The sequence below is a fragment of the Bacillus sp. BB081 genome, assembly GCF_008368895.1.
GTDB lineage: Bacteria > Bacillota > Bacilli > Bacillales > Bacillaceae_G > Bacillus_A > Bacillus_A wiedmannii.
Map to the genome: position 1 here is coordinate 1 of NZ_QOZX01000012.1, position 26453 is coordinate 26453.

A 26453-nucleotide genomic window follows, 5' to 3' on the forward strand; every position below is an offset into this window, starting at 1 on the left:
CTTTTGACTTGTGTTTTTTTCTGTTTTCAAACAGTACGAAAAAAGAAGTAATGGTAATACAAACACGTTGCCCAAGGGTTAATCATATTATATAAGAGGTGGATGTATATTTTTCTGTAAATTGTTAAGGAATAGAAGTATAAAATATGTCCATTTAAATAGGGAGGGAAGGTTATGAAAGCACAAAATGAAGTTTGTATTGTTTGTGAGACAGAAAGAAAAGAAGGGATATATGTTTATAATAATTTAATATGTTATGAATGTGAAAAGGATATGGTGAATACGGAGACAAATGATCCGAAGTATATATATTATTTAAAACAGCTTCGGAAATTAGAAGTATCATATTTTTAAATAGGCATATGCCTATTATTTTTTTTGTTCTGTATAATAGAGGAAGAATGAAATGATAAGGAAGAGATATAGATGAATCAAAATCGCATACCTTTATATGAGGCATTAACAGAGTTTAAAGAAAGAGGGCCGTTATCCTTTCATGTTCCAGGTCATAAAAATGGTTTAAACTTCCCTCAGGAAGCTGTAGGGGAGTTTAAAGATATACTATCTATCGATGTAACTGAGTTGTCGGGGTTAGATGATTTACATAGTCCGTTTGAATGTATAGATGAGGCACAACAGTTATTAGCTGATGTATATGGAGTGAAAAAAAGTTATTTTTTAATTAATGGTTCAACAGTAGGGAACTTAGCAATGATTTTGTCTTGTTGTGGGGAACATGATATTGTTCTTGTACAAAGAAATTGTCATAAATCAATTATTAATGGTTTAAAATTAGCGGGCGCAAATCCAATTTTTTTAGATCCATGGATTGATGAAGCTTATAATGTACCAGTGGGAATTCATGATGAAATTATTAAGGAAGCAATTGAAAAATATCCAAATGCTAAAGCACTCATTTTAACGCATCCTAATTATTATGGTATGGGAATGGATCTGGAGGCAAGCATTGCTTATGCACATGCACATAAAATCCCCGTTTTAGTAGATGAAGCACATGGAGCTCATTTTTGTTTAGGAGGGGCATTTCCAAAGTCAGCATTAGCATATGGTGCAGATATTGTAGTTCATTCTGCACATAAAACATTACCCGCGATGACAATGGGGTCCTATTTACATATAAATAGTCGCTTAGTAAAAGAAGAAAAAGTTTCTACCTATTTAAGTATGCTACAATCTAGTAGTCCATCGTATCCAATTATGACTTCTCTTGATATTGCACGCTTTACAATAGCACGTATAAAAGAAAAGGGACATGATGAAATAGTCGAGTTTTTACGGGGATTTAAAGATGAATTGTGTTCTATTCCACAAATAGCTATTTTACAGTATCCATTACAAGACCATTTAAAGGTTACTGTACAGACACGTTGTCAGTTATCAGGGTACGAATTACAGTCTGTATTTGAAAAGGTCGGTATATATACAGAAATGGCGGATCCGTATAATGTCCTATTTATTTTGCCCTTGCAAGTAAATAAGGAGTATATGAAGGCTATAGAGATGATCCGAGGGGCATTGCAATATTATGAGGTGAAAGACAAGAAGGAATCTATTCGTTATACTTATAAAGGAGAATTTTCTCCTTTACCGTATACATATAAACAACTGGAAGGATATGAAACAAAAGTAGTATCTGTAGAAGAAGCAGTTGGGATGATAGCGGCAGAAATGGTAATTCCGTACCCACCTGGAATTCCATTGATTATGTATGGAGAAAGAATTACTTCAGAACATAAAGAGCAAATTATGTATTTAGAGCAATCAGGCGCTCGTTTTCAAGGTAGCACGAAATATATGAAAGTGTATGATATAGAAAGTAGGTTTTAGGATGAAGGGATTATTTGTAACAATTGAAGGTCCAGAAGGTTCGGGTAAAACAACGTTAATTAAAAGTTTATTGCCGTACTTTGAACAAAAAGAACAAAAGGTAATGGCGACGAGAGAACCAGGTGGCATTGCAATTTCAGAGGATATTAGAACAATTTTACATAAACAAGAATATACGATGATGGAAGCACGTACAGAGGCGCTTCTGTATGCTGCTGCACGTAGACAACATTTGGTGGAAAAGGTTATGCCGGCACTTAACGAGGACTACCTTGTATTATGTGATCGTTTTATAGATAGCTCTTTAGCGTATCAAGGATATGCAAGAGGGTTAGGTATGGATAAAGTATTTGAAATAAATCGTTTCGCAACAGAGGACTGTATGCCTAGTTTAACGATTTACCTAGACATTGAACCAGAGATTGGTTTAGCTCGCATTGAAAAAGATGCAGGACGTGAAGTAAATCGATTAGATATGGAAGATATCTCTTTCCATAAACGTGTCCGTGAAGGATATTTACAAGTTGTAGAACGTTTCTCAGATCGTATTGTATTGGTAAATGCTGATCAACCAATGGAAAAACTTATAGAAGAAGTTGTTAAGATTATAGAAGATAAATTGTTATAATAGAAGGAAAGAATGAAATAAGTGAGGTATGCATTATGACGAAGACGTGGGAGCAGCTTTCTGCTATACAACCCATCGGTGTAAAAATGTTGATGAATAGCATTGCAAAAGAGCGTATATCCCACGCTTACTTGTTAGAGGGAGGGAAAGGGACTGGAAAGTTTGCAACGGCAATTCAAATGGCAAAGAGTTTCCTCTGTTCTGGGCGGAATGGGGTAGAGCCTTGTCACGTATGTACAAATTGTAAGCGAATTGATTCAGGTAACCACCCTAACTTACATATTGTAAAACCAGACGGATTATCTATTAAGAAACAGCAAATTCATGATTTACAAGAAGAGTTTTCAAAAACAGGATTAGAAGCAAATAAAAAAGTATATATTATTGAGCACGCAGATCGTATGACAGCAAATGCAGCGAATACACTTTTAAAATTTTTAGAAGAACCAAGTAGTGATACAACAGCTATTTTACTTACTGAACAAAGTCATCAAATTTTAAATACGATTTTATCTCGCTGTCAAGTTGTTACATTTAGACCGTTACCTACGGAATCTTTAATTAGAAGATTACAGGATGAAGGTATTACGGCATCTTTATCGACACTTGCTGCGCAACTCACGAATAGTTTTGATGAAGCTTTAGCTTTATGTAGTGATGAATGGTTTGCACAAGCACGAGCTTTAGTGATAAAATTATGTGAAGCGCTCGAAAAGGATAAAGCCTCTATTTTTTTTGTACAAGAAAAATGGGGGAAACACTTTAGAGAGAAAGAACAATTACAGCAAGGTTTAGATATGTTGCTCCTTATTTATAAGGATTTATTATATGTTCAACTTGGAGAAGAAGATCGTCTTGTTTTTCATGAGCAGAAAGAGATGTTTGAATCTTTCTCCTATGCTCAGAAGCGCATTGTATCAGCTCTCTTTAATATATTAGAGGCAAAAAATAGAATCAACGCTAATGTAAATGCGCAGCTTGTGTTCGAACAGTTAGTGTTGCGGTTGCAGGAGGGATGACCGTTTTGTATGATGTAGTAGGTGTTCGCTTTAAGAAGGCCGGAAAGGTGTATTACTTCGATCCGAATCAGTTCGATATCTCTGAAAATGAGTTTGTAATTGTAGAAACAGTAAGAGGTATTGAGTACGGAAAAGTAGTTATTACCAAAAAGCAAGTTGATGAAAACGACGTTGTATTACCGCTAAAAAAGGTTATTCGTATTGCAAATGAAAATGATCGTACCATTGTTGAAGAGAACAAACATGCTGCAAAAGAAGCATATCAAGTTTGTCAGCAAAAGGTAGTAGAGCATAATCTTGATATGAAACTTGTAGATGTAGAGTATACGTTCGATCGCAATAAGATTATTTTCTACTTTACTGCGGATGGTCGGATTGATTTCCGCGAACTAGTGAAGGACTTAGCGGCAATTTTTAGGACAAGAATTGAACTAAGACAAATTGGTGTTCGTGATGAAGCGAAGATGCTTGGTGGTATTGGTCCGTGTGGTCGTATGCTTTGTTGTTCTACTTTTTTAGGAGATTTTGAACCTGTATCCATTAAGATGGCAAAGGATCAAAATTTATCATTAAATCCTGCAAAAATCTCTGGTTTATGTGGTCGCTTAATGTGTTGCTTAAAATATGAGAATGATGAATATGAGGCAGCAAAGGAACAACTTCCTGATTTAGATCAACGTATACAAACCCCGCATGGTACTGGCCGTGTTATCGGATTAAATATTTTAGAAAGATTAATTCAAGTGGAACTAGTAGACAAGGAACGGATAGTAGAATATACGTTAGATGAGTTAGTGAATAAAGGGGTCGTTTCGAGTCAAACCACAGATTAATGAGGTGGGTGCTTGTGGAGAAAAAAGATATTTTTGCATCGGTTTCTAGTATGGAAGAGCAAATTGGACATTTATACAAACAGTTGGGAGAATTAAAACAACATCTTGCAGAGTTGTTAGAAGAGAACCAACATATAAAAATGGAAAATGAAAATTTGCGACACCGCTTTGAAGAAGTGCAGATTAAGGAAAAACAAAAAACTCAAAAACGTAAAGAAGTGAAGCCGAAGACAACTGATATTGGCGAAGGCTATGATAATTTAGCAAGGCTATATCAAGAAGGTTTTCATATTTGTAATCTGCATTATGGAAGTGTACGTAAAGAGGGAGATTGTTTATTCTGCCTGTCATTTTTAAATAAAAAGTGAAATTACCTTTCCAATGATAATTGGAAAGGTAATTTTTTATACATGAGAGTAGAATGAAATATGTTTTTTTATTAGTAGAAGATGAAATAGGGTAGGTTAAGTGTAAGAAAAGGAGTAACATATGAATTTATATGAAGATGAACGTTTAGATTACTTATTAGCGCAAGATATGAAGATTGTACAAAGCCCATCGGTATTCAATTTCTCGTTAGATGCTGTTTTACTTGCAGACTTTGCTTGGGTGCCGATTCAAAAAGGTAATGTACTTGATTTGTGTACAGGTAACGCAGTTGTCCCCCTTTTATTAAGTACAAGAACAAAGGGAAACATTACAGGTGTAGAAATTCAAGAACGTTTATATGATATGGGAATCAGAAGCGTTCAATACAATAAGTTAGAAGAAAGAATTCACTTAATACATGGGGATTTGAAAGATATGCCGGAGAAACTTGGACGTCATCAATATGATGTAGTTACATGTAATCCCCCTTATTTTCAAACACCTGCAACTTCTGAGAAAAATATGAATGAACATTTAGCGATAGCTCGTCATGAAATTATGTGTACATTAGAGGATGTTGTATCTGCAAGTAGTCAGTTAGTAAAGCAAGGTGGGAAAGTAGCATTTGTACATCGTCCAGGTCGTTTGCTAGATATTGTTACATTAATGCGTAAATACAAAATTGAACCAAAGCGTGTGCGATTTGTTTATCCTAAGGCAGGGAAAGAAGCGAATACATTGTTAATTGAAGGAATTAAGGATGGAAACGCAGATTTGAAAATATTGCCCCCTCTTTTTGTATATGAAGCAAATAATGAATATACAAAGGAGATTCGTTCAATTTTATATGGAGAAGAATAAGCATTGTTTTTATGTAGTAGAGTGCTCTGACGGAAGTTATTATGCTGGATATACAAATCATATAGAGAAGCGGATTCAGACCCATAATAGTGGAAAAGGTGCTAGGTATACGCGTGCTAGACTTCCTGTTGTTTTAAAATACATAGAATTTCATGAAGATAAGCGTACAGCTATGCAAGCAGAGTATTATTTTAAGCAGTTAAATAGAAAACAAAAAGAAGAATATATGCAAAAAGGAGAACGCTATGTGGCAACAAAAAAGCTTTCAACAAAATGAAAAGGGAGTTTTATATTTAGTACCAACTCCTATTGGAAATTTAGAAGATATGACATTTCGTGCAATCCGAATTTTAAAAGAAGCTGATTTAATTGCTGCTGAAGATACGAGACAAACGAAAAAACTTTGTAATTATTTCGAAATTGAAACCCCCGTTATGAGTTACCATGAGCATAATAAGGAAGTAAGTGGTAAGAAAATATTAGGGAAGTTAGACGAAGGAAAGACTGTAGCACTTGTTAGTGATGCTGGTATGCCTTGTATTTCCGATCCAGGTTACGATATTGTTGTCGAGGCTGTAGCAGAACAGTATCATGTAATCCCGCTTCCTGGGGCAAATGCAGCCCTTACAGCATTAATTGCATCAGGTCTTGAAACAAAACAATTTTATTTCTATGGATTTTTACAAAGAAATAAAAAAGAAAGAAAAATGGAGTTAGAGAAGCTTCGTTATGTACAAACTACAATGATGTTTTATGAAGCACCCCATCGTTTAGATGATACTTTAATCTCGATGCAAGAAGTGTTGGGAAATAGAGAAATTGTATTATGTCGAGAGTTAACGAAAAAATTTGAGGAATTTATTCGTGGAACAGTTGAGGAAGCAATTGAGTGGACGAAACAAAATGAAGTTCGTGGCGAGTTTTGTATTTTAGTAGCTGGTTCAACGGAAGAACCTACCCCGGAAGAACAATGGTGGGAATCTATTTCGGTATATGATCATATTGAACATTATATAAACGAAAAAGGTATGAATTCAAAAGAGGCAATAAAAACAGTCGCTAAAGATCGAGATTTGTCGAAACGCGATGTATATCAAATCTATCATGTCGATAAAAAATAAGCTTCTCATAATTGAGAAGCTTATTTTGCTGTTTCGATATAATCTTGAAGTTCGTTTAAGATTCGCTCAGCGCCTTCTTTGCTTAAGATAATTTTACCTTCAGCTAAAGATAGGTTACCATCAGATACTTCACCAGTTACTTGGCAAGTCATGTTTGGCTTATATTTTTTTAAGATGATTTTCTCGTCATCAACGTAGATTTCAAGAGCATCCTTTTCTGCAATACCTAAAGTACGGCGTAATTCGATTGGAATTACTACACGACCTAATTCATCAACTTTACGAACGATACCAGTAGATTTCATAATTCTTTTCCTCCTAAAGAAATAGTTTATAAGTTTCGAGTCTATTTTCTAGATTCGTCATTTTTCGACAAAATACCCTATGGACATATGATACCAATCATTTACATTTCCGTCAATTCTTTAATTCTATATTTTTTAAAAAGATTTATAGATTTCTTACTTCTTATATATAATAGAATGAGAGTAATTTCTACTATTATTTCACTTTATTTTCAGAAAAATTTATAGATTGTAAGTAAGGACTGTATATTTTCTTGAAATATGAGCAATAGATGATAAAGATATTAAGTATTAACTCGTTTTTATCCCGCTATTTGCCAAGCAGTAAGATTCTAAATTTAAAATTTGGCTGGAGCAAAGAAGTTAAGTTGGAGTCGGATTGCTCGTAAAAGCCTGATTGGTGCGGGCAAATAATCCGCGGGAGTGAACAAAACCCCCACAGATTAAAGTTTCACTTTATATATAAGTTTTTGATATACTATTTATAAATACATATGAGGTTATCCGGGAGGTCCAAAACAATGACAGAGGAAAATAAGTCCTTTTATATTACTACCCCAATTTATTATCCAAGTGGAAAATTACACATTGGACATGCTTATACAACAGTAGCAGGAGATGCGATGGCACGATATAAGCGTATGCAAGGATACAATGTTCATTATTTAACAGGAACTGATGAGCATGGACAGAAGATCCAAAAGAAAGCAGAAGAATTAAATGTTACACCACAAGCATATGTGGATAACATTGTTGCAGGAATTAAAGATCTTTGGGAGAAAATGGATATCTCTTATGATGATTTTATTCGTACAACTGAAGATCGTCATAAAGATGTTGTTGAAAAAATCTTCAAGCAACTAGTAGATCAAGGTGATATTTATCTTGATGAATATGAAGGTTGGTATTCTGTACAAGATGAGACATTCTATACAGAGCATCAATTAGTAGATCCAATTATGGAAGGTGAAAAAGTAGTTGGAGGAAAAAGCCCTGATAGTGGTCATGATGTAGAACTTGTTCGTGAAGAATCGTATTTCTTTAGAATGGGTAAATATGTCGACAGACTATTAAAATTCTATGAAGATAATCCACATTTCATTCAGCCAGAGTCTCGTAAGAATGAGATGATTAATAACTTCATTAAACCAGGCCTAGAAGATTTAGCTGTTTCTCGTACTTCATTTGACTGGGGAGTTCGTGTTCCAGGTAATCCGAAACACGTTATTTACGTATGGGTTGACGCATTATCTAACTACATTACAGCATTAGGTTATGGAACAGAAAATGAAGAGATGTATAAGAAATTCTGGCCAGCTGATGTACATTTAGTTGGAAAAGAAATCGTTCGTTTCCATACAATTTATTGGCCAATCATTTTAATGGCATTAGATTTACCTCTTCCGAAAAAAATCTTTGCTCATGGTTGGATTTTAATGAAAGATGGAAAGATGAGTAAGTCAAAAGGAAACGTAGTAGATCCAGTTACTTTAATCGATCGTTACGGATTAGATGCATTACGTTATTACTTACTTCGTGAAGTTCCATTCGGATCTGATGGCGTATTCACACCAGAAGGATTTGTGGAGCGCATTAATTTCGATTTAGCAAATGACTTAGGTAACTTATTAAATCGTACAGTAGCTATGATTGATAAGTACTTTAACGGAGAAATCCCTGCATTTAAAGCTAATGTAACGGAATTCGATGAAACGTTAGTAACGTTTGCAAAAGATACATTGAAAAAAGTAGAAGAGGCAATGGAGAATATGGAATTCTCTGTAGCGCTAAGCTCAATTTGGCAATTGGTTAGCCGTGCAAATAAATATATTGATGAAACACAACCATGGGTATTAGCGAAAGATGAGAATGATCGTGAAAAATTAGCTTCTGTAATGGCTCACTTAGCAGAGGTGCTTCGTCAAACAGGTATTATGCTTATGCCGTTCCTAACAGTAGCACCAAGTAAGATGTTTGCTCAACTTGGACTTACTGAAGAGGCACATAAATCTTGGGAAAGCCTATCTACAATTGGCTGTATTCCAGCTGGAACAAAAGTAGAAAAAGGAAACCCGATTTTCCCTCGTTTAGAAATGGAAGTAGAAGTAGGGTACATTAAAGAACAAATGAAAAGCTCTGCTCCTAAAGTAGAAGAGAAAAAAGAAGAAGAACCGAAAGCAGAAGAAATTACAATTGATGATTTCTTTAAAGTAGAATTACGCGTAGCTGAAGTACTATCAGCTGAACCTGTGAAAAAAGCAGATAAGTTGTTAAAAATTCAGCTGGATTTAGGTACAGAAAAGCGTCAAGTTGTTTCAGGAATTGCAAAATTCTATTCGCCGGAAGACCTAAAAGGTAAAAAGGTTATTTGTGTAACAAACTTAAAACCTGTAAAATTACGCGGTGAATTATCACAAGGTATGATTTTAGCGGGTGAAGAGAATGGCGTATTATCATTAGCATCAATCGACCAAAATCTACCAAACGGTACAAAAATCAAGTAATTAAGACAAGAAAAGAGATGTTTCACGTGTAACATGTGTGAAGCGTCTTTTTTCTTTTTACACTCTCTATTTTTGCATTAAAATTATAGTATTGTTATCGTTAAGTTATTAAAGAGCTTATTTTTTAGAATAAACTTGATTTCAATATAAAAGGAGTTATGTATTATGTTGTTTGATACACATTCACATTTGAATGCAGAGCAATTTGAAGAAGATTTGCAAGAGGTTATTGCACGAATGAAAGAAGCGGGAGTTACCTATACAGTTGTTGTTGGTTTTGATGAAGTAACGATAAAAAAGGCGATTGAATTAGCTGAAACTTATGATTTTATTTACGCTGCAGTTGGATGGCATCCAGTTGATGCAATTGACATGACAGAAGAACATCTAGCTTGGTTAGAAGAACTTGCTTCTCATCCTAAAGTCGTTGCACTTGGAGAGATGGGATTAGATTATCATTGGGATAAGTCTCCAAAAGAAATACAGAAGGAAGTATTCCGTAAACAAATTGCATTAGCCAAAAAGGTGAAATTGCCGATTATTATACATAACCGCGATGCAACTCAAGATATTGTTGATATTCTAGAAGAAGAGAATGCAGCTGAAGTGGGAGGCATTATGCATTGCTTTAGCGGCAGCGTAGAAGTAGCAGAGCGATGTGTTGATATGAACTTTTTAATTTCGTTAGGCGGACCAGTTACATTTAAAAATGCTAAGAAGCCGAAAGAAGTTGCTGTGGAGATTCCATTAGAGAAATTGTTAATAGAGACAGATTGTCCATATTTAACACCACATCCATTTCGAGGAAAACGAAATGAACCGAGTTATGTAAAACTCGTAGCAGAAGAAATTGCGAATTTAAAAGGAATTTCTTATGAGGAAGTAGCAGAAATAACAACAAAAAATGCAAAAGCTTTATTTGGTGTTGAATAAAAAGGAGTGGGAGAACCCATTCTTTTTTATTTTTGTGAAAAAATAAGGGCGAATGAGGAAGTGTTACAATAAGAAGAGAGAACAAAGTTTTGGACATTCTATTTTTTAAAATGTAAGAATGGGGAAAATAATAATGGAAAAGTCGTCATTTTTTTGTTTTACTAAGTAGAGACGAAACGAGTGTGGAGGCAAGCATGAAAATTAAAGAGATTATCGTTGTAGAAGGTAAAGATGATACAGTTGCGATTAAGCGTGCTGTTGATGCGGATACAATTGAAACAAACGGTTCAGCAATCGGTGATCATGTTATTGAGCAAGTTAAATTAGCGCTACAAAAACGGGGCGTTATTATTTTCACAGATCCGGATTATCCTGGAGAGCGTATTCGAAAAATTATTTCTGATAAGGTGCCTGGATGTAAACATGCTTTTTTACCGAAGGAAGAAGCACTTGCCAAAAGGAAAAAGGGTGTCGGGATTGAACATGCTTCTAATGAATCAATTCGCCGTGCTTTAGAGAATATACATGAAGAAATGGAAGCTTACACAAGTGAAATTAGTTGGAGCGATTTAGTCGATGCAGGCTTAGTGGGCGGAGAAATGGCAAAGAGTCGCAGAGAAAGAATGGGTAAGCTATTAAAGATTGGTTATACAAACGCAAAACAGTTACATAAACGTTTACAAATGTTTCAAGTTTCAAAAGAATCGTTTGCAGAAGCTTATAAGCAAGTCATACAGGAGGAAAGAAAATGAAGGATATCGCAACGCCAAATCGTACGAAAGACATTGTTGAAAAGTATGGATTTTCATTCAAAAAAAGTTTAGGACAAAATTTTTTAATTGATACGAATGTATTAAATCGTATTGTCGATCACGCTGAAATTGGTTCAGAAAGTGGTGCAATTGAAATTGGACCAGGTATCGGTGCGTTAACAGAACAATTAGCGAAGCGTGCTAAAAAAGTAGTGGCTTTTGAAATTGATCAGAGATTATTACCGATTTTAGATGAGACGTTAGCGCCATATAGCAACGTTACAGTTATAAATAAAGATGTACTAAAGGCAGATGTACATGAGGTGTTTAGTGAGCAATTTGAGGAAGGGCAAGATGTAATGGTAGTAGCGAACTTACCGTACTATATTACAACGCCAATTTTATTTAAATTGTTGGAAGAGAAATTACCGGTTCGTGGATTTGTTGTTATGATGCAAAAAGAAGTTGGAGATCGTTTAGCTGCTAAACCTGGAACGAAAGAGTATGGTTCTTTATCCATTGCTATTCAGTATTATACAGAGGTAGAAACAGTTATGACTGTACCACGTACAGTGTTTGTGCCACAACCAAATGTTGATTCTGCGATTATTCGTCTCCTAAAGCGCCCGAAACCAGTTGTAGAAGTAACAGATGAGACATTCTTCTTTGAAGTAGTACGAGCAAGTTTTGCACAGCGTCGTAAAACTTTAATGAATAATTTATCAAATAATTTAAATGGTTTCCCGAAAGATAAAGAGCTGTTGGATCGAATTTTAACAGAAGTAGGAATTGATCCAAAACGAAGAGGCGAAACGCTATCTATAGAGGAGTTTGCAACATTAAGTAATGCATTAGTTCTTCATAAATTGTCATAAGAATAGAAAAGGGACAGTTCAACTTGAACTGTCCCTTTTGTCACCTTTCCTCTCCTACATTCATACTTTAAAAACAGGTAAGATGGCCTAACGAGTTTGGAGGTAGGAGAATGGCTTTACATGTTGGAGAATTAGTGGAACGATATTCTCATAATAGGGATATCCTTTTTCGTATTATAGAAATAAAAGGCGAGATAGCTATATTATTTGGAGAGGAAATTAGACTGGTGGCAGATGCGCCACTTGAAGATTTAATTAGTATAGATCAACGAGAGCATAAAAAAAGAGCGAAGCGTGAGAAAGAAACGATGGAGCGTACGTATCGTTTGTTTCAACAAGATTATGTATTAATGAAACAAAGGCATGAACACACTTCAACGGGTGGATATACAAGTGAGGTGAATTATTTTCAAATGCCAGGACGTGTATTGCATATAGATGGGGACCCGTTATATTTGCGCAAGTGCTTAGACTTATATAATAAAATTGGTGTTCCTGTACAAGGTATTCATTGTAAAGAAACAGAGATGCATGAAAAGGTAGTAGATTTAATAGATCATTTCCGTCCAGACATTTTAGTTATTACGGGGCACGATGCATATACAAAATCAAAAGGGGTAAAGGGAGATTTAGCAGCATATAGGCATTCAAGGCATTTTGTACAGGCTGTTCGAGAAGTGAGAAAAAAATATCCATCATTGGATCAACTCGTTATTTTTGCTGGGGCATGCCAATCACACTTTGAAGCATTAATTCGAGCAGGTGCTAACTTTGCTAGTTCACCATCTAGAATTAATATTCACGCACTAGATCCTGTATATGTGGTTGGTAAAATTAGTTTTACGTCATTTATGGAAAGAGTAAATGTATGGGATGTTGTACGTAATACGATTACCGGCGAAAAGGGACTTGGCGGGATTGAGACAAGGGGGATTTTACGAACTGGATTACCCTTTCAACATTATGAAGAATAAGCAAGGTACATATGTATCTTGCTTTTTTGTATGGGAAGGATTTAAATCAGCTTGGATAAAAAGAGACAAGAACGCGCAGACTATATAATGATACTTTTACAATATAGTATTTCTTCTATCTATTTGAACGCATGATGCTTTTATAATGATATTGTCTGTGAGTTGCGGTTAATAATTGGGATAGATATATCGTGTTTTAAGTGTTCAATCTAAATTACAGCGAGGTGTAACGAAGTATATGTCAAAACGTTTAGATGAAATTAAAAGCGAATTAGATCACCATCTTGGACAGAGACTGATGTTAAAGGCAAATAGTGGGAGAAGAAAAACAGTAGAACAATCAGGTGTACTTGCAGAAACGTACCGTTCTGTTTTTGTTGTACAATTGGATCAGCAAGAAGATGCGTTGCAACGTGTATCATATAGCTATGCGGATGTTTTAACAGAGACAGTAGAGTTAACGTTTTATGGTGAACCTCATAATGAAGTGATTTTATAATTCATGTATCGTTACATATATTCCCACAAATGAAAAGCTATATTATTTTGCATACTAATTATACCGTAGCAAAATAAGGAGGGACTCTGCATTGAGTAGACGAAGAGGTGTCATGTCAAATCAATTTAAAGAAGAGCTTGCAAAAGAGCTAGGCTTTTATGATGTTGTTCAGAAAGAAGGCTGGGGCGGAATTCGTGCGAAAGATGCTGGTAACATGGTGAAACGTGCTATAGAAATTGCAGAACAGCAATTAATGAAACAAAACCAGTAGTTGTAAGATACTTTCTATGCTACGGTAGCCGAGGAGTGATTCCTCGGCTTTTTGTACTCGAAAAGGTGCCATCATTTTACATAAGTAGTTTCATTCTGAATGCTTTTCGTTATAATTAGGGAAGTGTCATCGTCTTACTATAAATTTATGGTAAAATAAACGATAAAAGATTGAGTACATAGAGTGGGTGAATAGATTGAAGCTACTAGTGAAAGCACCAGCAAAGATTAATCTGTCGTTAGATGTACTGGGAAAAAGACAAGACGGATATCATGAAGTGAAAATGATTATGACAACAATTGATTTAGCGGATCGTTTAGAACTAATGGAATTAGCAGAAGACCGTATTGAAATTTTATCCCATAATCGGTATGTCCCAGACGACCAAAGAAATTTAGCTTATCAAGCAGCGAAATTATTAAAAGAGAAGTTTAATGTGAAAAAAGGCGTATCTATTACTATTGAAAAAACGATTCCAGTAGCAGCTGGATTAGCAGGTGGAAGTAGTGATGCAGCGGCGACATTACGTGGCCTTAATAAATTATGGAATTTAGGGCTTACAATTGATCAGTTAGCAGAGCTTGGCGCAAAAATCGGATCAGATGTATCGTTTTGTGTATATGGTGGGACAGCAATTGCCACTGGAAGAGGAGAGCAAATTGAGCACATAAAAACTCCACCTTCTTGTTGGGTTATTTTAGCAAAACCCCATATTGGTGTATCTACTGCTGATGTGTATGGAAATTTAAAGTTAAATCGAGTTACACATCCAAATGTAGATAAAATGGTTAACGTCATAAATGCTGGGGACTACAAAGGGATTTGTGATACTGTTGGTAATGTTTTAGAAGATGTAACGTTTGCGATGCATCCTGAAGTTGCACGTATTAAGGCACAGATGAAGCGATTTGGGGCGGATGCCGTATTAATGAGTGGAAGTGGCCCAACCGTATTTGGTCTTGTGCACCATGATTCGCGAATGCATCGTATATATAACGGATTAAAAGGATTTTGTGAACAAGTATACGCAGTACGTTTATTAGGAGAGCGAGAAACGCTTGAATAAAGACGTATAATACGTTATGATTTGTTTAGAATATTCGTGATTTGAGGTGAGAGTATGAAAATTAGACGAAGTACAAGATTAGTCGATATGACGTATTACTTGTTACAAAACCCTCGTCAGCTAGTTTCTCTCACTTTTTTTGCTGAAAGGTATCAATCAGCTAAGTCTTCCATTAGTGAAGATTTAGTTATTATTAAGCAAACGTTTGAACAACAAGGGGTCGGCACATTGCAAACGGTACCAGGAGCAGCAGGAGGAGTGAAATATATACCATATATAAGTGAGGAAGAGGCAGATTTAATTATTGGTGAGCTTTGTAGCTTATTTGAAAATCCAGATCGTATTTTGCCTGGTGGTTACTTATATATGACAGATCTTTTAAGTAATCCTCGCCATATTAATGGCGCAGGTCGTTTGTTTGCTTCTGTTTTTGCTAGGCAATCAATTGATGCGGTTATGACGGTGGCAACGAAGGGGATTCCACTTGCTTATGCGGTGGCAAATTACTTAGATGTACCGGTAGTAATTGCAAGGAAAGATAATAAGGTAACAGAAGGCCCAACTGTTAGTATTAACTATGTATCAGGTTCTTCTAAGCGAATTCAAACAATGACGTTAGCAAAGCGTAGCCTTCCAGAGGGATCAAATGTTTTAATTATTGATGACTTCATGAAAGCTGGCGGGACAATTCAGGGTATGATGAGTATGTTAGAAGAGTTTAAGGCTAATGTTGTTGGTATTGGTGTATTAGTAGAATCCACGGATATTGAAGAACGACTAATTAATAATTTTGTATCATTAATTCGTCTATCAGAAGTTGATGTGAAAGAAAAAGCGATTCAAGTGGAAAAGGGAAATTATTCACTGGCACCATTTGATGAAGGGCTTGTAGAGGCTGAGTAAAAAGGTAAAGCAGATCGCTTTATCTTTTTTTTATTCTATTTATAAATTATAAAATAGATGGACAAACTGCTTTTCGTGCACTATTTTTAAAGAGTAAAAATAAATAATAAAAGGGTGAAAAAATATGAAAGTTGTTCAAACAAGCAATGCACCACAAGCAATTGGACCATATTCACAAGGGATTATTGTAAATAATATGTTTTACAGTTCAGGACAAATTCCGTTAACTGCAAGTGGAGAGCTTGTAGCAGGAGACGTGACAGTACAAACAGAGCAAGTATTTCAAAATTTACAAGCGGTATTAGAAGAAGCAGGTGCTTCATTTGATACAGTAGTAAAAACAACAGTATTCTTAAAAGATATGGATGATTTTAATGCTGTTAATGAAGTATACGGCTCTTATTTCTCTACTCATAAGCCAGCTCGTTCTTGTGTACAAGTAGCAAAATTACCGAAAGATGTTTCAATTGAAATCGAAGTAATTGCCCTAGTTAAGTAATCTTTTGTAAGCGATAACCTCCACTAATCTCTATATTCAATTACATTAAAAATTTTTATCTTAAAAATTTTTAAAAAATTAAAGGGAAAATAGAAATTTTGTGGAATTTATACAAATATATCGCTTATTTAGAAAAGGGTGGTGAACACAAGATGGAAGTGACTGACGTAAGATTACGCCGCGTAAACACAGAAGGCCGCATGAGAGCAATTGCCTCTATTACTCTAGACCATGAATTTGTTGTTCATGATATTCGTGTAATTGATGGTAATAATGGATTATTTGTAGCAATGCCAAGTAAACGTACTCCAGATGGAGAATTCCGTGACATTGCACATCCAATTAATTCTAATACACGCTCTAAAATTCAAGATGCGGTTTTAACAGAGTATCATCGTTTAGGCGAGTTAGAAGAGGTTGAGTTTGAAGAAGCGGGTGCTTCGTAAAATTCGAATGAAAAGGGCTTTTTAAAGAAATCCCTATAATTTTGCAACAAACTCCTGTAAGCATTTACAGGAGTTTGTTTTTTTTTGTGGTTTTATCTATTTTCGTACGGAAAATTCTGAATTTATTAAAGTGAAGAGGAAAACTTCTAATTTTTTCAAAATCATTTTAAATAGTATAGCTTATTTCTTAAAAAAGATACTAAAGAGTAAAACATCGTATAAGAATTATGGTAAAATTTAATAGTTAAAATGTGTTTCTTGAAATATATGATGATTTAGGATAATATCGTTAATGGATAAATAGGTTGCGATGGAGGGTCTATATGTCAAACAGATTTGCAGTGATTCTAGCTGCAGGCAAAGGCACACGTATGAAGTCTAAGCTATACAAAGTGCTTCATCCTGTATGTGGAAAACCTATGGTACAACATGTTGTCGATCAAGTAACGCAATTAGGATTGCAGAAACTTGTAACAGTCGTAGGACATGGTGCTGAAATGGTACAAGAACAGCTAGGAAACGTAAGTGAGTTTGCATTACAAGCAGAACAACTTGGTACAGCACATGCTGTCGATCAAGCTGCAAGTGTACTTGCAAATGAAGAAGGAACAACTTTAGTTATTTGTGGTGATACGCCGCTAATAACTGCTGAAACGATGGAAGCATTGCTTCAGCAACATAAAGAAGCAGGGGCAATGGCAACGGTGCTAACAGCTTACATAGAAGAACCTGCTGGATATGGTCGTATCGTTCGTAATGAGAATGGTCATGTTGAAAAGATTGTTGAGCATAAGGATGCAAATGAGAAAGAATTAGCTATTAAAGAAATCAATACAGGTACGTATTGTTTTGATAATAAAGCTTTATTCGCCTCACTTTCTAAAGTTTCAAATGATAACGTACAAGGTGAATATTACCTGCCAGATGTTATTGAGATTTTAAAAAATGAAGGTCATATCGTATCGGCTTATCAAACAGAGCACTTCGATGAAACGTTAGGTGTTAACGACAGAGTCGCTCTATCGCAAGCGGAAATTATTATGAAAAACCGTATCAACCGTAAAAACATGGTAAATGGTGTTACAATTATTGATCCAAGTAACACGTATATTTCTGCTGATGCAATTATCGGTAGTGATACAGTTCTTCATCCAGGAACAATTATTGAGGGGAATACTGTAATTGGTTCTGATTGTGAAATTGGACCGCACACAGTAATTCGCGATAGTGAAATTGGAGATTGTACGACAATTCGACAATCTACTGTACATGATAGTAAACTTGGTACAGAAGTATCGGTTGGTCCATTTGCACATATTCGCCCAGATTCAGTTATTGGAGATGAAGTACGCGTTGGAAACTTCGTGGAAATCAAAAAAACTGTTTTTGGTAATAGAAGTAAAGCTTCACACTTAAGTTATATCGGGGATGCACAAGTTGGAGAAGACGTGAATCTTGGTTGTGGTTCAATTACGGTGAACTATGACGGTAAGAATAAATTCAAAACTGTGATTGGTAACGGGGTATTTATTGGATGTAATTCAAACCTTGTCGCTCCTGTAACAGTTGAAGATGGTGCTTATGTGGCAGCAGGCTCTACAATTACAGAGAATGTTCCATCAAAAGCATTATCTGTAGCACGTGCACGTCAAGTTAACAAAGAAGACTATGTTGATCAATTGCTGAATAAGAAAAAATCATAATGTGGAGGGTTAATCTAGATGTCGACTCAATATCTAAATTCTAATTTGAAAGTATTCTCTTTAAACTCTAATAAGGAACTTGCTGAGCAAATTGCAAAGCACATTGGAGTAGGACTAGGAAAATGTTCTGTTGATCGTTTTAGTGATGGAGAAGTTCAAATTAACATTGAAGAAAGTATCCGTGGTTGCGATGTATTCATTATTCAATCTACAAGCTTCCCAGTAAACGAACATATCATGGAATTACTTATTATGATTGATGCATTAAAACGTGCATCTGCAAAAACAATTAATATTGTTATTCCTTACTATGGTTATGCGCGTCAAGACCGTAAAGCGCGTTCTCGTGAACCAATTACATCGAAACTTGTAGCAAACTTGCTTGAAACAGCAGGTGCAACTCGTGTAATCACTCTAGATTTACATGCTCCACAAATTCAAGGGTTCTTTGATATCCCAATCGACCACCTAATGGGTGTACCGATTCTTTCAGATTACTTTGAAACAAAAGGTCTTAAAGATATCGTAATCGTGTCACCTGACCACGGTGGGGTAACTCGTGCTAGAAAAATGGCAGATCGTCTAAAAGCACCAATCGCTATTATTGATAAGCGTCGCCCTCGTCCGAACGTATCAGAGGTAATGAACATTATCGGTAATATTGAAGGTAAAACAGCAATTTTAATTGATGACATCATTGATACAGCTGGTACAATTACATTAGCAGCAAACGCTCTTGTTGAGAACGGTGCTTCTGAAGTATATGCTTGCTGTACACACCCAGTATTATCTGGTCCAGCAATTGAGCGTATCCAAAACTCAAATATTAAAGAGTTAGTTGTAACGAACTCTATCGTATTACCAGAAGAGAAGAAAATCGACAAAGTACATGAACTTTCAGTTGCTCCACTAATCGGAGAAGCAATCATTCGTGTATACGAAGAAGAATCTGTAAGTGTATTATTCAATTAATTGGATAGAATGAGACGTAACCAAGATTGGTTACGTCTTTTCGTATCGAAAAAAGAAAGTAGTGGTACAAGAATGAAATTGATAGTAGGACTTGGGAACCCGGGTAGAGAATATGAATTAACAAGGCATAATATTGGATTTATGGCGATTGATGAACTTGCAAAGCGTTGGAATATTTCTTTGAATGAACAAAAGTTTAAAGGAATATTTGGTGCAGGATTTGTTAATGGAGAAAAAGTAATCTTATTAAAGCCACTTACATATATGAATTTATCTGGGGAAAGTATTCGACCACTCATGGATTACTATAAAATTGATGTTGAGGACTTCGTTGTTCTGTACGATGATTTAGACATCCCTGTAGGTAAATTACGCCTTCGTATGAAAGGTAGTGCTGGTGGACATAATGGTGTGAAATCAACAATTTCACATTTAGGAACACAAGAGTTTCAACGTATCCGTATGGGAATTGATCGTCCGAAAAATGGCATGAAGGTAGTAGATTACGTATTAGGACGTTTTACATCGGAAGAAATTCCTGATGTGAGTCATTCTATTGAAAAAGCAGCGGATGCATGTGAAGAATGGTTAAATAAACCTTTTCTTCAAATCATGAATACCTTCAATAGTTAAGGGTATGATTGGGAATATTTTGTCTTGCTTTTACCCATACTAGTAGTAATTGGATTTTTAGGAGGCTAGTATGGAAGGGTATTATTATTGCAGACATTGCGGGAGTAATGTAGGCTCCGTTACCGCAGAAAAAGTGTATAGCGACGTTTTATTTCAACTAACAGAGCAAGAAGTAGTAGAGATGATTCATTTTCATGAAAATGGAAATATATATATAAAAACGATTTGTGAATCGTGTCAAGAAACGCTCGCATCTTATCCTGAGTATTATGAATATGAAAAATTTCTGCAATAAAATGTTGTCGCTTTGGCATGTCCAAAGCATTTTTCTGTTTTCTTTTTCCAAAATATTTGCATAAAATATAGTGGCTTGCTCTTTATGTTGAGAGGGGTTTTGAAAATGATAGGTTTATTAGAGCAATTTTATAAAAATGAAGAGATCCAATCGGTTATTAATGGACTAGAAGATGGTTTAAAAGAACAACTTGTATCAGGTATGGCAACCTCTTCTCGTTCGTTATTAATGGCGGCCTTATATAAAAAAACAAAAAAATCACAACTTATTGTGACGCATAATTTATATCAAGCACAAAAAGTGCATGAAGATTTAGTGGCGTTACTTGGTGAAAAAGATGTGTGGTTATACCCAGTAAATGAATTGATAGCATCAGAAATTGGTGTTGCAAGCCCAGAATTGAAGGCGCAACGTATTGAAGTATTGAATCGTTTAGCGGCAGGAGAGAACGGGATTATTGTAGCGCCAGTTGCAGGACTACGCAGATTTTTACCAATGAAAGAGTTGTGGAAGCAAAGGCAAATCGAAATCAATCTAGGGCAAGAGATTGATTTAGATACATTCTTGCATACTTTACATCATATTGGTTATGAGCGTAAGTCGATGGTAGAAGCTCCTGGGGAATTCAGTTTGCGCGGGGGAATATTAGATATTTACCCATTAACTGAAGAGTTACCATTTCGTATTGAATTTTTCGATACAGAAGTTGATTCTATTCGATTATTTGATGTGGATGAACAGCGCTCTCAAGATAAAAAAGAAAGTGTTAGATTTGGTCCAGCAACAGAGTTTTTATTTTCACAGGAAGAATTGAAGTCGGGAATTGAGCATCTTGAGGAAGGCTTGACTAAGACGATGCAAAAACTTTCCGATGATAAATTGAAGACTACAGTGCTTGAAACGGTAAGTCATGAAATTGAGATGTTAAAAAACGGGCAAAGTATAGAACAGATGTTTAAATATTTATCTATTTTCTATAAAGAACCTGCTAGTCTGATAGATTATTTACCAGAAGATGGTATTGTGGTTTTAGATGAGATTTCCCGTATTCAAGAAACGGCATCACATCTTGAAACGGAAGAGGCGGAATGGTATATATCACTTCTTGGTGAGGGAACAATTATTCAAGATTTATCTTTCTCACACTCGTTTGAGGAATTTCTTCATCATAAAAAAAGAAGTTTTGTATATTTAACGTTATTCTTACGTCATATAGCACATACACATCCGCAAAACATTGTGAATGTGACATGTAAAACAATGCAAGATTTCCATGGGCAGATGCAGTTGTTGAAAACTGAAATTGATAGATGGAACGAAGGGCATTTTACGACTGTTGTACTCGGCACAGATGATGAACGTGTAAAAAAACTACAACATATTTTAAGTGATTATGATATTGAGGCAGATATCGTAGAGGGCACAGATATATTATTGCCTGGAAGGTTACAAATTGCTGTAGGTGATTTACATGCAGGATTTGAAATGCCGATGCAAAAGCTTGTTGTTATTACTGAAAAAGAGCTTTTTCATAAAAAAGTTAAAAAATCACAACGTAAGCAGAAGTTATCTAATGCTGAACGTATTAAAAGTTATTCGGAATTAAAAGTTGGAGATTATGTAGTTCATGTAAATCATGGTATAGGTAAATTCTTAGGTATCGAGACACTAGAGATTAATGGTGTTCATAAAGATTACTTGAATATTAAATATCAAGGTAATGATAAGTTATACGTTCCAATTGAACAAATTGACCAAGTGCAGAAATATGTAGGATCTGAAGGTAAGGATCCTAAAGTTTATAAATTGGGCGGAAATGATTGGAAAAAGGTCAAAACGAAAGTTGAAAAATCTGTACAAGATATTGCGGATGACCTAATTAAACTATATGCTGAGCGCGAAGCTTCAAAGGGTTATGCATATACACCAGATACGGCAGAACAACAAGAATTTGAATCTTCTTTCCCATATCAAGAGACAGAGGATCAATTACGTTCTATTGACGAGATTAAGAAAGATATGGAACGTGGACGTCCGATGGATAGGCTTCTCTGTGGTGATGTAGGATATGGAAAGACGGAAGTAGCTATCCGTGCGGCATTTAAGGCAATTATGGATGAAAAACAAGTTGCAATTTTAGTGCCGACAACGATCCTTGCACAACAACACTATGAAACAATTCGAGAGCGTTTTCAAGATTATCCAATCAATATAGGATTATTAAGTAGATTCCGTACGAGAAAACAGCAAAATGAAACAATTAAAGGCTTAAAAGATGGTACGGTAGATATCGTAATCGGAACGCATCGTATTTTATCTAAAGATGTTACTTATAAAGATTTAGGTCTTCTTATTATTGATGAAGAACAAAGGTTTGGTGTAACACATAAAGAAAAAATTAAACAATTAAAAGCAAATGTTGACGTGTTAACATTAACGGCAACTCCGATTCCGCGTACACTCCATATGTCTATGCTTGGTGTGCGTGACTTATCTGTTATTGAGACACCACCAGAAAATCGTTTCCCAGTCCAAACGTATGTAGTAGAGTATAATCCAGCGTTAATGCGAGAAGCGATAGAACGAGAGCTTGCAAGAGGTGGGCAAATTTACTTCCTATATAATCGTGTGGAGGATATCGAAAGAAAAGCAGATGAAATTTCGATGTTAGTTCCAGACGCGCGTGTAACGTATGCACATGGGAAAATGAACGAAGGTGAATTAGAGTCTGTTATGCTATCGTTTTTAGAAGGGCAGCATGATGTTCTTGTAAGTACAACAATTATTGAGACGGGTGTAGATATTCCGAATGTAAATACGTTAATTGTATTTGATGCAGATCGTATGGGATTATCGCAGTTGTATCAGCTTCGTGGTCGTGTTGGACGTTCTAATCGTGTTGCATATGCATACTTTGCATACAAACGAGATAAAGTGTTATCAGAAGTTGCAGAGAAGCGTCTGCAAGCCATTAAAGAGTTCACAGAGCTTGGATCAGGTTTCAAAATTGCGATGAGAGACTTATCCATTCGTGGTGCAGGTAACTTGTTAGGAGCCGAACAGCATGGATTTATTGATTCTGTCGGATTTGATCTATATTCTCAAATGTTAAAAGATGCAATTGAACAGCGTAGAGGAACAGATGGGGTTGAAAATACAGTTAATGTTGAAATTGATTTAGAAGTAGATGCATATTTACCAGATGCTTATATTTCAGATAGTAAACAAAAGATTATGATGTATAAACAGTTTAGAGGTGTTTCTGCAATTGAGGATATTGAAGAGTTGCAGGAAGAGATGATAGATAGATTTGGCGATTACCCGCAAGAAGTTGGTTACTTATTGCAAATTGCAAATATTAAAGTATTGGCAATGAAAGAACAAATTGAGTTAATTAAGCAAAATAAATTTGAAGTGACAATTCTGTTCTCAGAACAAGCAAGTCAAAATATTGATGGCGGAAAATTATTCATGCTCGGAAATAGTTTTGGACGTATGATTGGTCTAGGAATGGAAGGATCGCAATTGAAAATCGTTATGAAAACAAATGGTTTAGAGACATCGAAGTGGTTAACAATTGCTGAAAATTTATTAAAAGGCCTACCAGATGTAAAAAAAGAAGTCATAAATGCCTAATATAAGATAAAAAAATACAATTCGGCGTGCATAGAAGAACTAATGTGTAAAATACTATGTCTAACAGTTGGTGATTTTTACATGAACAGGTAAATTCACCACTTTGATCATCAGTAGAAAGTGAGGCAGCATTAGAATGAAAGCAACTGGAATCGTACGTCGAATTGATGATTTAGGTAGGGTAGTAATCCCGAAGGAAATTCGTAGAACTTTACGTATTCGAGAAGGAGACCCACTAGAAATATTTGTTGATCGCGATGGAGAAGTGATTTTGAAAAAATATTCTCCAATTAGTGAACTAGGTAATTTTGCAAAGGAATATACGGAAGCTTTATACGATAGCTTAGGACATAATGTGCTTGTATGCGATCGTGATTCTATTATCGCAGTAGCAGGCGTATCTAAAAAAGAATACTTAAATAAAAGTGTTGGCGATTTAATTGAGAAGACAATGGAAGAGCGTAAGTCTGTAATTATGACAGATGAAAGCGAAATTTCAATTATTGATGGAGTGACAGAAAAAGTAAGTTCCTATACAATTGGCCCGATTGTTGCGAATGGGGATCCAATTGGAGCTGTTGTTATCTTCTCTAAAGAGGATATTATAAGTGAAGTAGAGCATAAGTCAGTAAATACAGCTGCAAGCTTTTTAGCGAAACAAATGGAGCAGTAAGGCTATATCGAATTTTAGAAGTAGCAATCTTTCCTAATTATGATATTTCTTCTTGAGAAATCAAATATTTGGAGATATATGTATATTGAATGAAGGTAGCGCTTTGCTACCTTTTTTCGTTGAACATTTCTAGCATTGCACGAATGTATTATTACTCGTGTAGGCAAGGAAGCTTGTCCTTTTCTTTATGATATAATACGAGGGGTGAGAATAGAAAAAGGAGTTTTCTTGTATGGAATCGAAGAAGTATCAAGCCTTTTGGCGTGGGGCTATTATATTAACAATCGCAAGTTTTGTTACAAAGGTATTAAGCGCTTTTTACCGTATTCCATATCAAAATATAGCGGGTGATATTGGTTTTTATATTTACCAACAAATTTATCCGTTTTATGGATTTTGTTTAATTTTAGCTACTTATGGGTTCCCCATTATAATTTCAAAAATGGTTGCGGAACGATTAGAGCGAGGGAAACAACAAGAAGCAGAAGAAATTATCTGTGTATCTTTTTGGTTTTTATTAGGAATTGGTTTCGTAGGCTTTTTTACATTGTTTTTTGGTGCCGAAACAATTGCAGCAGCCATGGGTGATATACACTTAGATAAGTTATTACGTGTTATTTCATTTTCATTCATATTGATGCCGTTTTTATCTGTAGCAAGAGGATATTTTCAGGGGTTCAATAATATGATGCCAACAGCTGTTTCGCAAGTGATAGAACAAACAATTCGTGTTTCTATTATTGTATTTTTATCTCTATTCCTAATTGCTCGCGGATTTGATTTATATACAGTCGGTGCAGGTGCTATGTTAGGTTCAATCGCAGGCGGACTGATTGGGATTATCGTACTTGTACTTTATATGCGTCATGACTTTCGTTCTATATTTTTCAAGAGTGTAAAGAGAATTAAGGGAAAAAAGAGGATCATTAAAATTCTGTTTTGGCAGGGATTGGCGATTTGTGTTAGTAACTTAGTACTTATTTTTATACAAATGGCTGATTCCATTTCCTTCTATTCCTTACTTATTGGGGCAGGAGAGCAAGCTGAAAGTGCAAAGGTATTAAAAGGTGTTTACGACAGAAGTATCCCGCTTATGCAATTAGGTACTGTCGTGACAACTTCTTTCTCATTGTCACTTATTCCAATTATTACAGCGGCGAAGGAAAGAGGAGATCTTTCCTTTATTCGAGAAAAGGTAAAGTTAGCAATAAAAATAACATTTGTTATTGGATTTGCAGCTGCCATTGGATTAACTTGTATTATTCAGCCTACGAATATTATGTTGTTTGAAAATAGTGATGGGTCAGATGTTTTATCCATTTTATCTTTATCTATTTTATTTAGTTCATTGTCGATTACAACTGCTTCTATTTTGCAAGGGTTAGGACAAACATTAAAACCAGCAATATTCGTTATATTTGGGGGTTGTTTAAAGTTAGCTTTAAATTATACATTAATGCCGTATTTTGGTGTGAAGGGAGCTGCAATTGCAACACTAGTTGCGTTAATTGTAATTTCTGTGCTAAATAGTGCATTACTTATGCAAGCTGTATCCGAATCGCTTATCGATAAGCGTAATATGTTAGGTGTAATTATTAGTGGTATCGGTATGGGGTTTGTATTAATAATATTTATACGTGTGATGCAAATGTCTGGATTAGTGATTGATACAAGGCATAGAGGAATTGCAACACTTGAGGCATTGTTAGGTGTAGCTATCGGTGGATTAACATATGTGTTTTTAATTTTAAAATTACGTGTATTTACAAAAGCGGAAATAGGAACCGTTATGAAAAAAGAGAAAAAAGAAGGTTCATTGAAGAAGAGTGGATAGA

At 35.4% G+C, this 26453-nt stretch carries 28 protein-coding genes; 27 read left to right on the plus strand and 1 reads right to left on the minus strand.

Annotation, left to right across the window (positions count from 1 at the left end):
• Nucleotides 1-174: 174 nt before the first annotated feature.
• The 9 genes from DN394_RS06155 to rsmI all read left to right on the plus strand — a co-directional run bounded on the left by DN394_RS06155 (nucleotide 175) and on the right by rsmI (nucleotide 6679).
• Entirely contained in the window at nucleotides 175-354 is a 180-nt protein-coding gene (locus tag DN394_RS06155; protein ID WP_000647291.1) for a sigma factor G inhibitor Gin, read from the plus strand.
• A 72-nt stretch (nucleotides 355-426) separates the two neighbouring features.
• Nucleotides 427-1848, plus strand: coding sequence for an aminotransferase class I/II-fold pyridoxal phosphate-dependent enzyme (locus DN394_RS06160; protein WP_097917656.1), 1422 nt, complete (start codon nucleotides 427-429; stop codon nucleotides 1846-1848).
• Nucleotide 1849: 1 nt separating this feature from the next.
• The gene (gene tmk, locus DN394_RS06165; RefSeq protein WP_097917657.1) at nucleotides 1850-2476 is read left to right on the plus strand and encodes a dTMP kinase; all 627 of its coding nucleotides are present in this window, start codon (nucleotides 1850-1852) and stop codon (nucleotides 2474-2476) included.
• A 35-nt stretch (nucleotides 2477-2511) separates the two neighbouring features.
• On the plus strand, nucleotides 2512-3495 hold the full coding sequence (gene holB, locus DN394_RS06170) for a DNA polymerase III subunit delta' (RefSeq protein WP_046954526.1): 984 nt from the start codon (nucleotides 2512-2514) through the stop codon (nucleotides 3493-3495).
• Between the two features lie 5 nt (nucleotides 3496-3500).
• Nucleotides 3501-4328 carry a PSP1 domain-containing protein gene (locus DN394_RS06175; RefSeq protein WP_000272429.1) on the plus strand — a complete coding sequence of 276 codons (828 nt, stop codon included), beginning with the start codon at nucleotides 3501-3503 and terminating at the stop codon, nucleotides 4326-4328.
• Between the two features lie 14 nt (nucleotides 4329-4342).
• Nucleotides 4343-4696, plus strand: a complete 354-nt coding sequence (gene yabA / locus DN394_RS06180) for a DNA replication initiation control protein YabA (RefSeq protein ID WP_000412057.1) — start codon at nucleotides 4343-4345, stop codon at nucleotides 4694-4696.
• A 121-nt stretch (nucleotides 4697-4817) separates the two neighbouring features.
• Nucleotides 4818-5558 (plus strand): tRNA1(Val) (adenine(37)-N6)-methyltransferase, encoded by a 741-nt coding sequence (locus tag DN394_RS06185; RefSeq protein WP_088079977.1) that lies wholly within the window; start codon nucleotides 4818-4820, stop codon nucleotides 5556-5558.
• The gene (locus tag DN394_RS06190) at nucleotides 5545-5835 is read left to right on the plus strand and encodes a GIY-YIG nuclease family protein (protein WP_000414343.1); all 291 of its coding nucleotides are present in this window, start codon (nucleotides 5545-5547) and stop codon (nucleotides 5833-5835) included. The genes DN394_RS06185 and DN394_RS06190 overlap by 14 nt, the downstream gene beginning before the upstream one ends.
• Nucleotides 5804-6679, plus strand: a complete 876-nt coding sequence (gene rsmI, locus DN394_RS06195; protein WP_000267812.1) for a 16S rRNA (cytidine(1402)-2'-O)-methyltransferase — start codon at nucleotides 5804-5806, stop codon at nucleotides 6677-6679. Before DN394_RS06190 ends, rsmI begins: the two co-directional genes overlap by 32 nt.
• Before the next feature lie 20 nt (nucleotides 6680-6699).
• Here rsmI and DN394_RS06200 read toward each other — a convergent pair whose 3' ends face one another.
• On the minus strand, nucleotides 6700-6984 hold the full coding sequence (locus DN394_RS06200; protein WP_000843039.1) for an AbrB/MazE/SpoVT family DNA-binding domain-containing protein: 285 nt from the start codon (nucleotides 6982-6984) through the stop codon (nucleotides 6700-6702).
• 521 nt (nucleotides 6985-7505) lie between these two features.
• On the opposite strand from DN394_RS06200, the gene metG reads away from it, so the two are divergent.
• The 18 genes from metG (at nucleotide 7506) to DN394_RS06290 (ending at nucleotide 26452) form a co-directional block, all read left to right on the plus strand.
• Nucleotides 7506-9488, plus strand: a complete 1983-nt coding sequence (gene metG / locus DN394_RS06205) for a methionine--tRNA ligase (RefSeq protein ID WP_149293679.1) — start codon at nucleotides 7506-7508, stop codon at nucleotides 9486-9488.
• 165 nt (nucleotides 9489-9653) lie between these two features.
• The gene (locus tag DN394_RS06210; RefSeq protein ID WP_000895836.1) at nucleotides 9654-10421 is read left to right on the plus strand and encodes a TatD family hydrolase; all 768 of its coding nucleotides are present in this window, start codon (nucleotides 9654-9656) and stop codon (nucleotides 10419-10421) included.
• 194 nt (nucleotides 10422-10615) lie between these two features.
• Nucleotides 10616-11173 carry a ribonuclease M5 gene (gene rnmV / locus DN394_RS06215; RefSeq protein WP_000692830.1) on the plus strand — a complete coding sequence of 186 codons (558 nt, stop codon included), beginning with the start codon at nucleotides 10616-10618 and terminating at the stop codon, nucleotides 11171-11173.
• Nucleotides 11170-12048 (plus strand): 16S rRNA (adenine(1518)-N(6)/adenine(1519)-N(6))-dimethyltransferase RsmA, encoded by an 879-nt coding sequence (rsmA, locus tag DN394_RS06220; RefSeq protein WP_000651555.1) that lies wholly within the window; start codon nucleotides 11170-11172, stop codon nucleotides 12046-12048. The genes rnmV and rsmA overlap by 4 nt, the downstream gene beginning before the upstream one ends.
• Nucleotides 12049-12158: 110 nt before the next feature.
• Nucleotides 12159-13022, plus strand: a complete 864-nt coding sequence (yabG, locus tag DN394_RS06225) for a sporulation peptidase YabG (RefSeq protein WP_001173738.1) — start codon at nucleotides 12159-12161, stop codon at nucleotides 13020-13022.
• Between the two features lie 238 nt (nucleotides 13023-13260).
• A complete protein-coding gene (veg, locus tag DN394_RS06230) occupies nucleotides 13261-13521 on the plus strand; it encodes a biofilm formation stimulator Veg (protein ID WP_000044349.1) in 261 nt (86 codons plus the stop codon).
• Between the two features lie 91 nt (nucleotides 13522-13612).
• On the plus strand, nucleotides 13613-13792 hold the full coding sequence (gene sspF / locus DN394_RS06235; protein WP_001985066.1) for an acid-soluble spore protein SspF: 180 nt from the start codon (nucleotides 13613-13615) through the stop codon (nucleotides 13790-13792).
• 196 nt (nucleotides 13793-13988) lie between these two features.
• Complete coding sequence (gene ispE / locus DN394_RS06240; protein WP_000772096.1) at nucleotides 13989-14858, plus strand: 4-(cytidine 5'-diphospho)-2-C-methyl-D-erythritol kinase; 870 nt, start codon at nucleotides 13989-13991, stop codon at nucleotides 14856-14858.
• Nucleotides 14859-14912: 54 nt separating this feature from the next.
• Nucleotides 14913-15761: a pur operon repressor gene (gene purR / locus DN394_RS06245; RefSeq protein WP_046954525.1), complete on the plus strand. Its 849-nt coding sequence runs from the start codon at nucleotides 14913-14915 to the stop codon at nucleotides 15759-15761.
• A 124-nt stretch (nucleotides 15762-15885) separates the two neighbouring features.
• Complete coding sequence (locus DN394_RS06250; RefSeq protein ID WP_000869826.1) at nucleotides 15886-16260, plus strand: RidA family protein; 375 nt, start codon at nucleotides 15886-15888, stop codon at nucleotides 16258-16260.
• Nucleotides 16261-16412: 152 nt separating this feature from the next.
• Nucleotides 16413-16706 carry a septation regulator SpoVG gene (spoVG, locus tag DN394_RS06255; RefSeq protein WP_000454042.1) on the plus strand — a complete coding sequence of 98 codons (294 nt, stop codon included), beginning with the start codon at nucleotides 16413-16415 and terminating at the stop codon, nucleotides 16704-16706.
• A gap of 323 nt (nucleotides 16707-17029) precedes the next feature.
• The gene (glmU, locus tag DN394_RS06260; protein WP_098705639.1) at nucleotides 17030-18409 is read left to right on the plus strand and encodes a bifunctional UDP-N-acetylglucosamine diphosphorylase/glucosamine-1-phosphate N-acetyltransferase GlmU; all 1380 of its coding nucleotides are present in this window, start codon (nucleotides 17030-17032) and stop codon (nucleotides 18407-18409) included.
• 18 nt (nucleotides 18410-18427) lie between these two features.
• A complete protein-coding gene (locus DN394_RS06265) occupies nucleotides 18428-19381 on the plus strand; it encodes a ribose-phosphate diphosphokinase (RefSeq protein ID WP_000107420.1) in 954 nt (317 codons plus the stop codon).
• Nucleotides 19382-19453: 72 nt separating this feature from the next.
• On the plus strand, nucleotides 19454-20014 hold the full coding sequence (gene pth, locus DN394_RS06270) for an aminoacyl-tRNA hydrolase (protein WP_078183735.1): 561 nt from the start codon (nucleotides 19454-19456) through the stop codon (nucleotides 20012-20014).
• A gap of 70 nt (nucleotides 20015-20084) precedes the next feature.
• Nucleotides 20085-20309 carry an anti-sigma-F factor Fin family protein gene (locus DN394_RS06275; protein WP_000399441.1) on the plus strand — a complete coding sequence of 75 codons (225 nt, stop codon included), beginning with the start codon at nucleotides 20085-20087 and terminating at the stop codon, nucleotides 20307-20309.
• Between the two features lie 105 nt (nucleotides 20310-20414).
• Nucleotides 20415-23945: a transcription-repair coupling factor gene (gene mfd / locus DN394_RS06280; RefSeq protein WP_000579706.1), complete on the plus strand. Its 3531-nt coding sequence runs from the start codon at nucleotides 20415-20417 to the stop codon at nucleotides 23943-23945.
• Nucleotides 23946-24081: 136 nt separating this feature from the next.
• A complete protein-coding gene (spoVT, locus tag DN394_RS06285; RefSeq protein WP_000648313.1) occupies nucleotides 24082-24618 on the plus strand; it encodes a stage V sporulation protein T in 537 nt (178 codons plus the stop codon).
• A gap of 232 nt (nucleotides 24619-24850) precedes the next feature.
• Nucleotides 24851-26452, plus strand: a complete 1602-nt coding sequence (locus DN394_RS06290) for a putative polysaccharide biosynthesis protein (protein ID WP_097917660.1) — start codon at nucleotides 24851-24853, stop codon at nucleotides 26450-26452.
• Nucleotide 26453 lies beyond the last annotated feature (1 nt).

Coding starts and splice junctions, on each gene's coding strand:
- DN394_RS06155 (WP_000647291.1), top strand. CDS start 175: ATGAAAGCACAAAATGAAGTTTGTATTGTTTGTGAGACAGAAAGAAAA.
- DN394_RS06160 (WP_097917656.1), top strand. CDS start 427: ATGAATCAAAATCGCATACCTTTATATGAGGCATTAACAGAGTTTAAA.
- tmk (WP_097917657.1), top strand. CDS start 1,850: ATGAAGGGATTATTTGTAACAATTGAAGGTCCAGAAGGTTCGGGTAAA.
- holB (WP_046954526.1), top strand. CDS start 2,512: ATGACGAAGACGTGGGAGCAGCTTTCTGCTATACAACCCATCGGTGTA.
- DN394_RS06185 (WP_088079977.1), top strand. CDS start 4,818: ATGAATTTATATGAAGATGAACGTTTAGATTACTTATTAGCGCAAGAT.
- DN394_RS06190 (WP_000414343.1), top strand. CDS start 5,545: ATGGAGAAGAATAAGCATTGTTTTTATGTAGTAGAGTGCTCTGACGGA.
- rsmI (WP_000267812.1), top strand. CDS start 5,804: ATGTGGCAACAAAAAAGCTTTCAACAAAATGAAAAGGGAGTTTTATAT.
- DN394_RS06200 (WP_000843039.1), bottom strand. CDS start 6,984: ATGAAATCTACTGGTATCGTTCGTAAAGTTGATGAATTAGGTCGTGTA.
- metG (WP_149293679.1), top strand. CDS start 7,506: ATGACAGAGGAAAATAAGTCCTTTTATATTACTACCCCAATTTATTAT.
- DN394_RS06210 (WP_000895836.1), top strand. CDS start 9,654: ATGTTGTTTGATACACATTCACATTTGAATGCAGAGCAATTTGAAGAA.
- rnmV (WP_000692830.1), top strand. CDS start 10,616: ATGAAAATTAAAGAGATTATCGTTGTAGAAGGTAAAGATGATACAGTT.
- rsmA (WP_000651555.1), top strand. CDS start 11,170: ATGAAGGATATCGCAACGCCAAATCGTACGAAAGACATTGTTGAAAAG.
- yabG (WP_001173738.1), top strand. CDS start 12,159: ATGGCTTTACATGTTGGAGAATTAGTGGAACGATATTCTCATAATAGG.
- veg (WP_000044349.1), top strand. CDS start 13,261: ATGTCAAAACGTTTAGATGAAATTAAAAGCGAATTAGATCACCATCTT.
- purR (WP_046954525.1), top strand. CDS start 14,913: ATGAAAATTAGACGAAGTACAAGATTAGTCGATATGACGTATTACTTG.
- DN394_RS06250 (WP_000869826.1), top strand. CDS start 15,886: ATGAAAGTTGTTCAAACAAGCAATGCACCACAAGCAATTGGACCATAT.
- spoVG (WP_000454042.1), top strand. CDS start 16,413: ATGGAAGTGACTGACGTAAGATTACGCCGCGTAAACACAGAAGGCCGC.
- glmU (WP_098705639.1), top strand. CDS start 17,030: ATGTCAAACAGATTTGCAGTGATTCTAGCTGCAGGCAAAGGCACACGT.
- DN394_RS06265 (WP_000107420.1), top strand. CDS start 18,428: ATGTCGACTCAATATCTAAATTCTAATTTGAAAGTATTCTCTTTAAAC.
- pth (WP_078183735.1), top strand. CDS start 19,454: ATGAAATTGATAGTAGGACTTGGGAACCCGGGTAGAGAATATGAATTA.
- DN394_RS06275 (WP_000399441.1), top strand. CDS start 20,085: ATGGAAGGGTATTATTATTGCAGACATTGCGGGAGTAATGTAGGCTCC.
- mfd (WP_000579706.1), top strand. CDS start 20,415: ATGATAGGTTTATTAGAGCAATTTTATAAAAATGAAGAGATCCAATCG.
- spoVT (WP_000648313.1), top strand. CDS start 24,082: ATGAAAGCAACTGGAATCGTACGTCGAATTGATGATTTAGGTAGGGTA.
- DN394_RS06290 (WP_097917660.1), top strand. CDS start 24,851: ATGGAATCGAAGAAGTATCAAGCCTTTTGGCGTGGGGCTATTATATTA.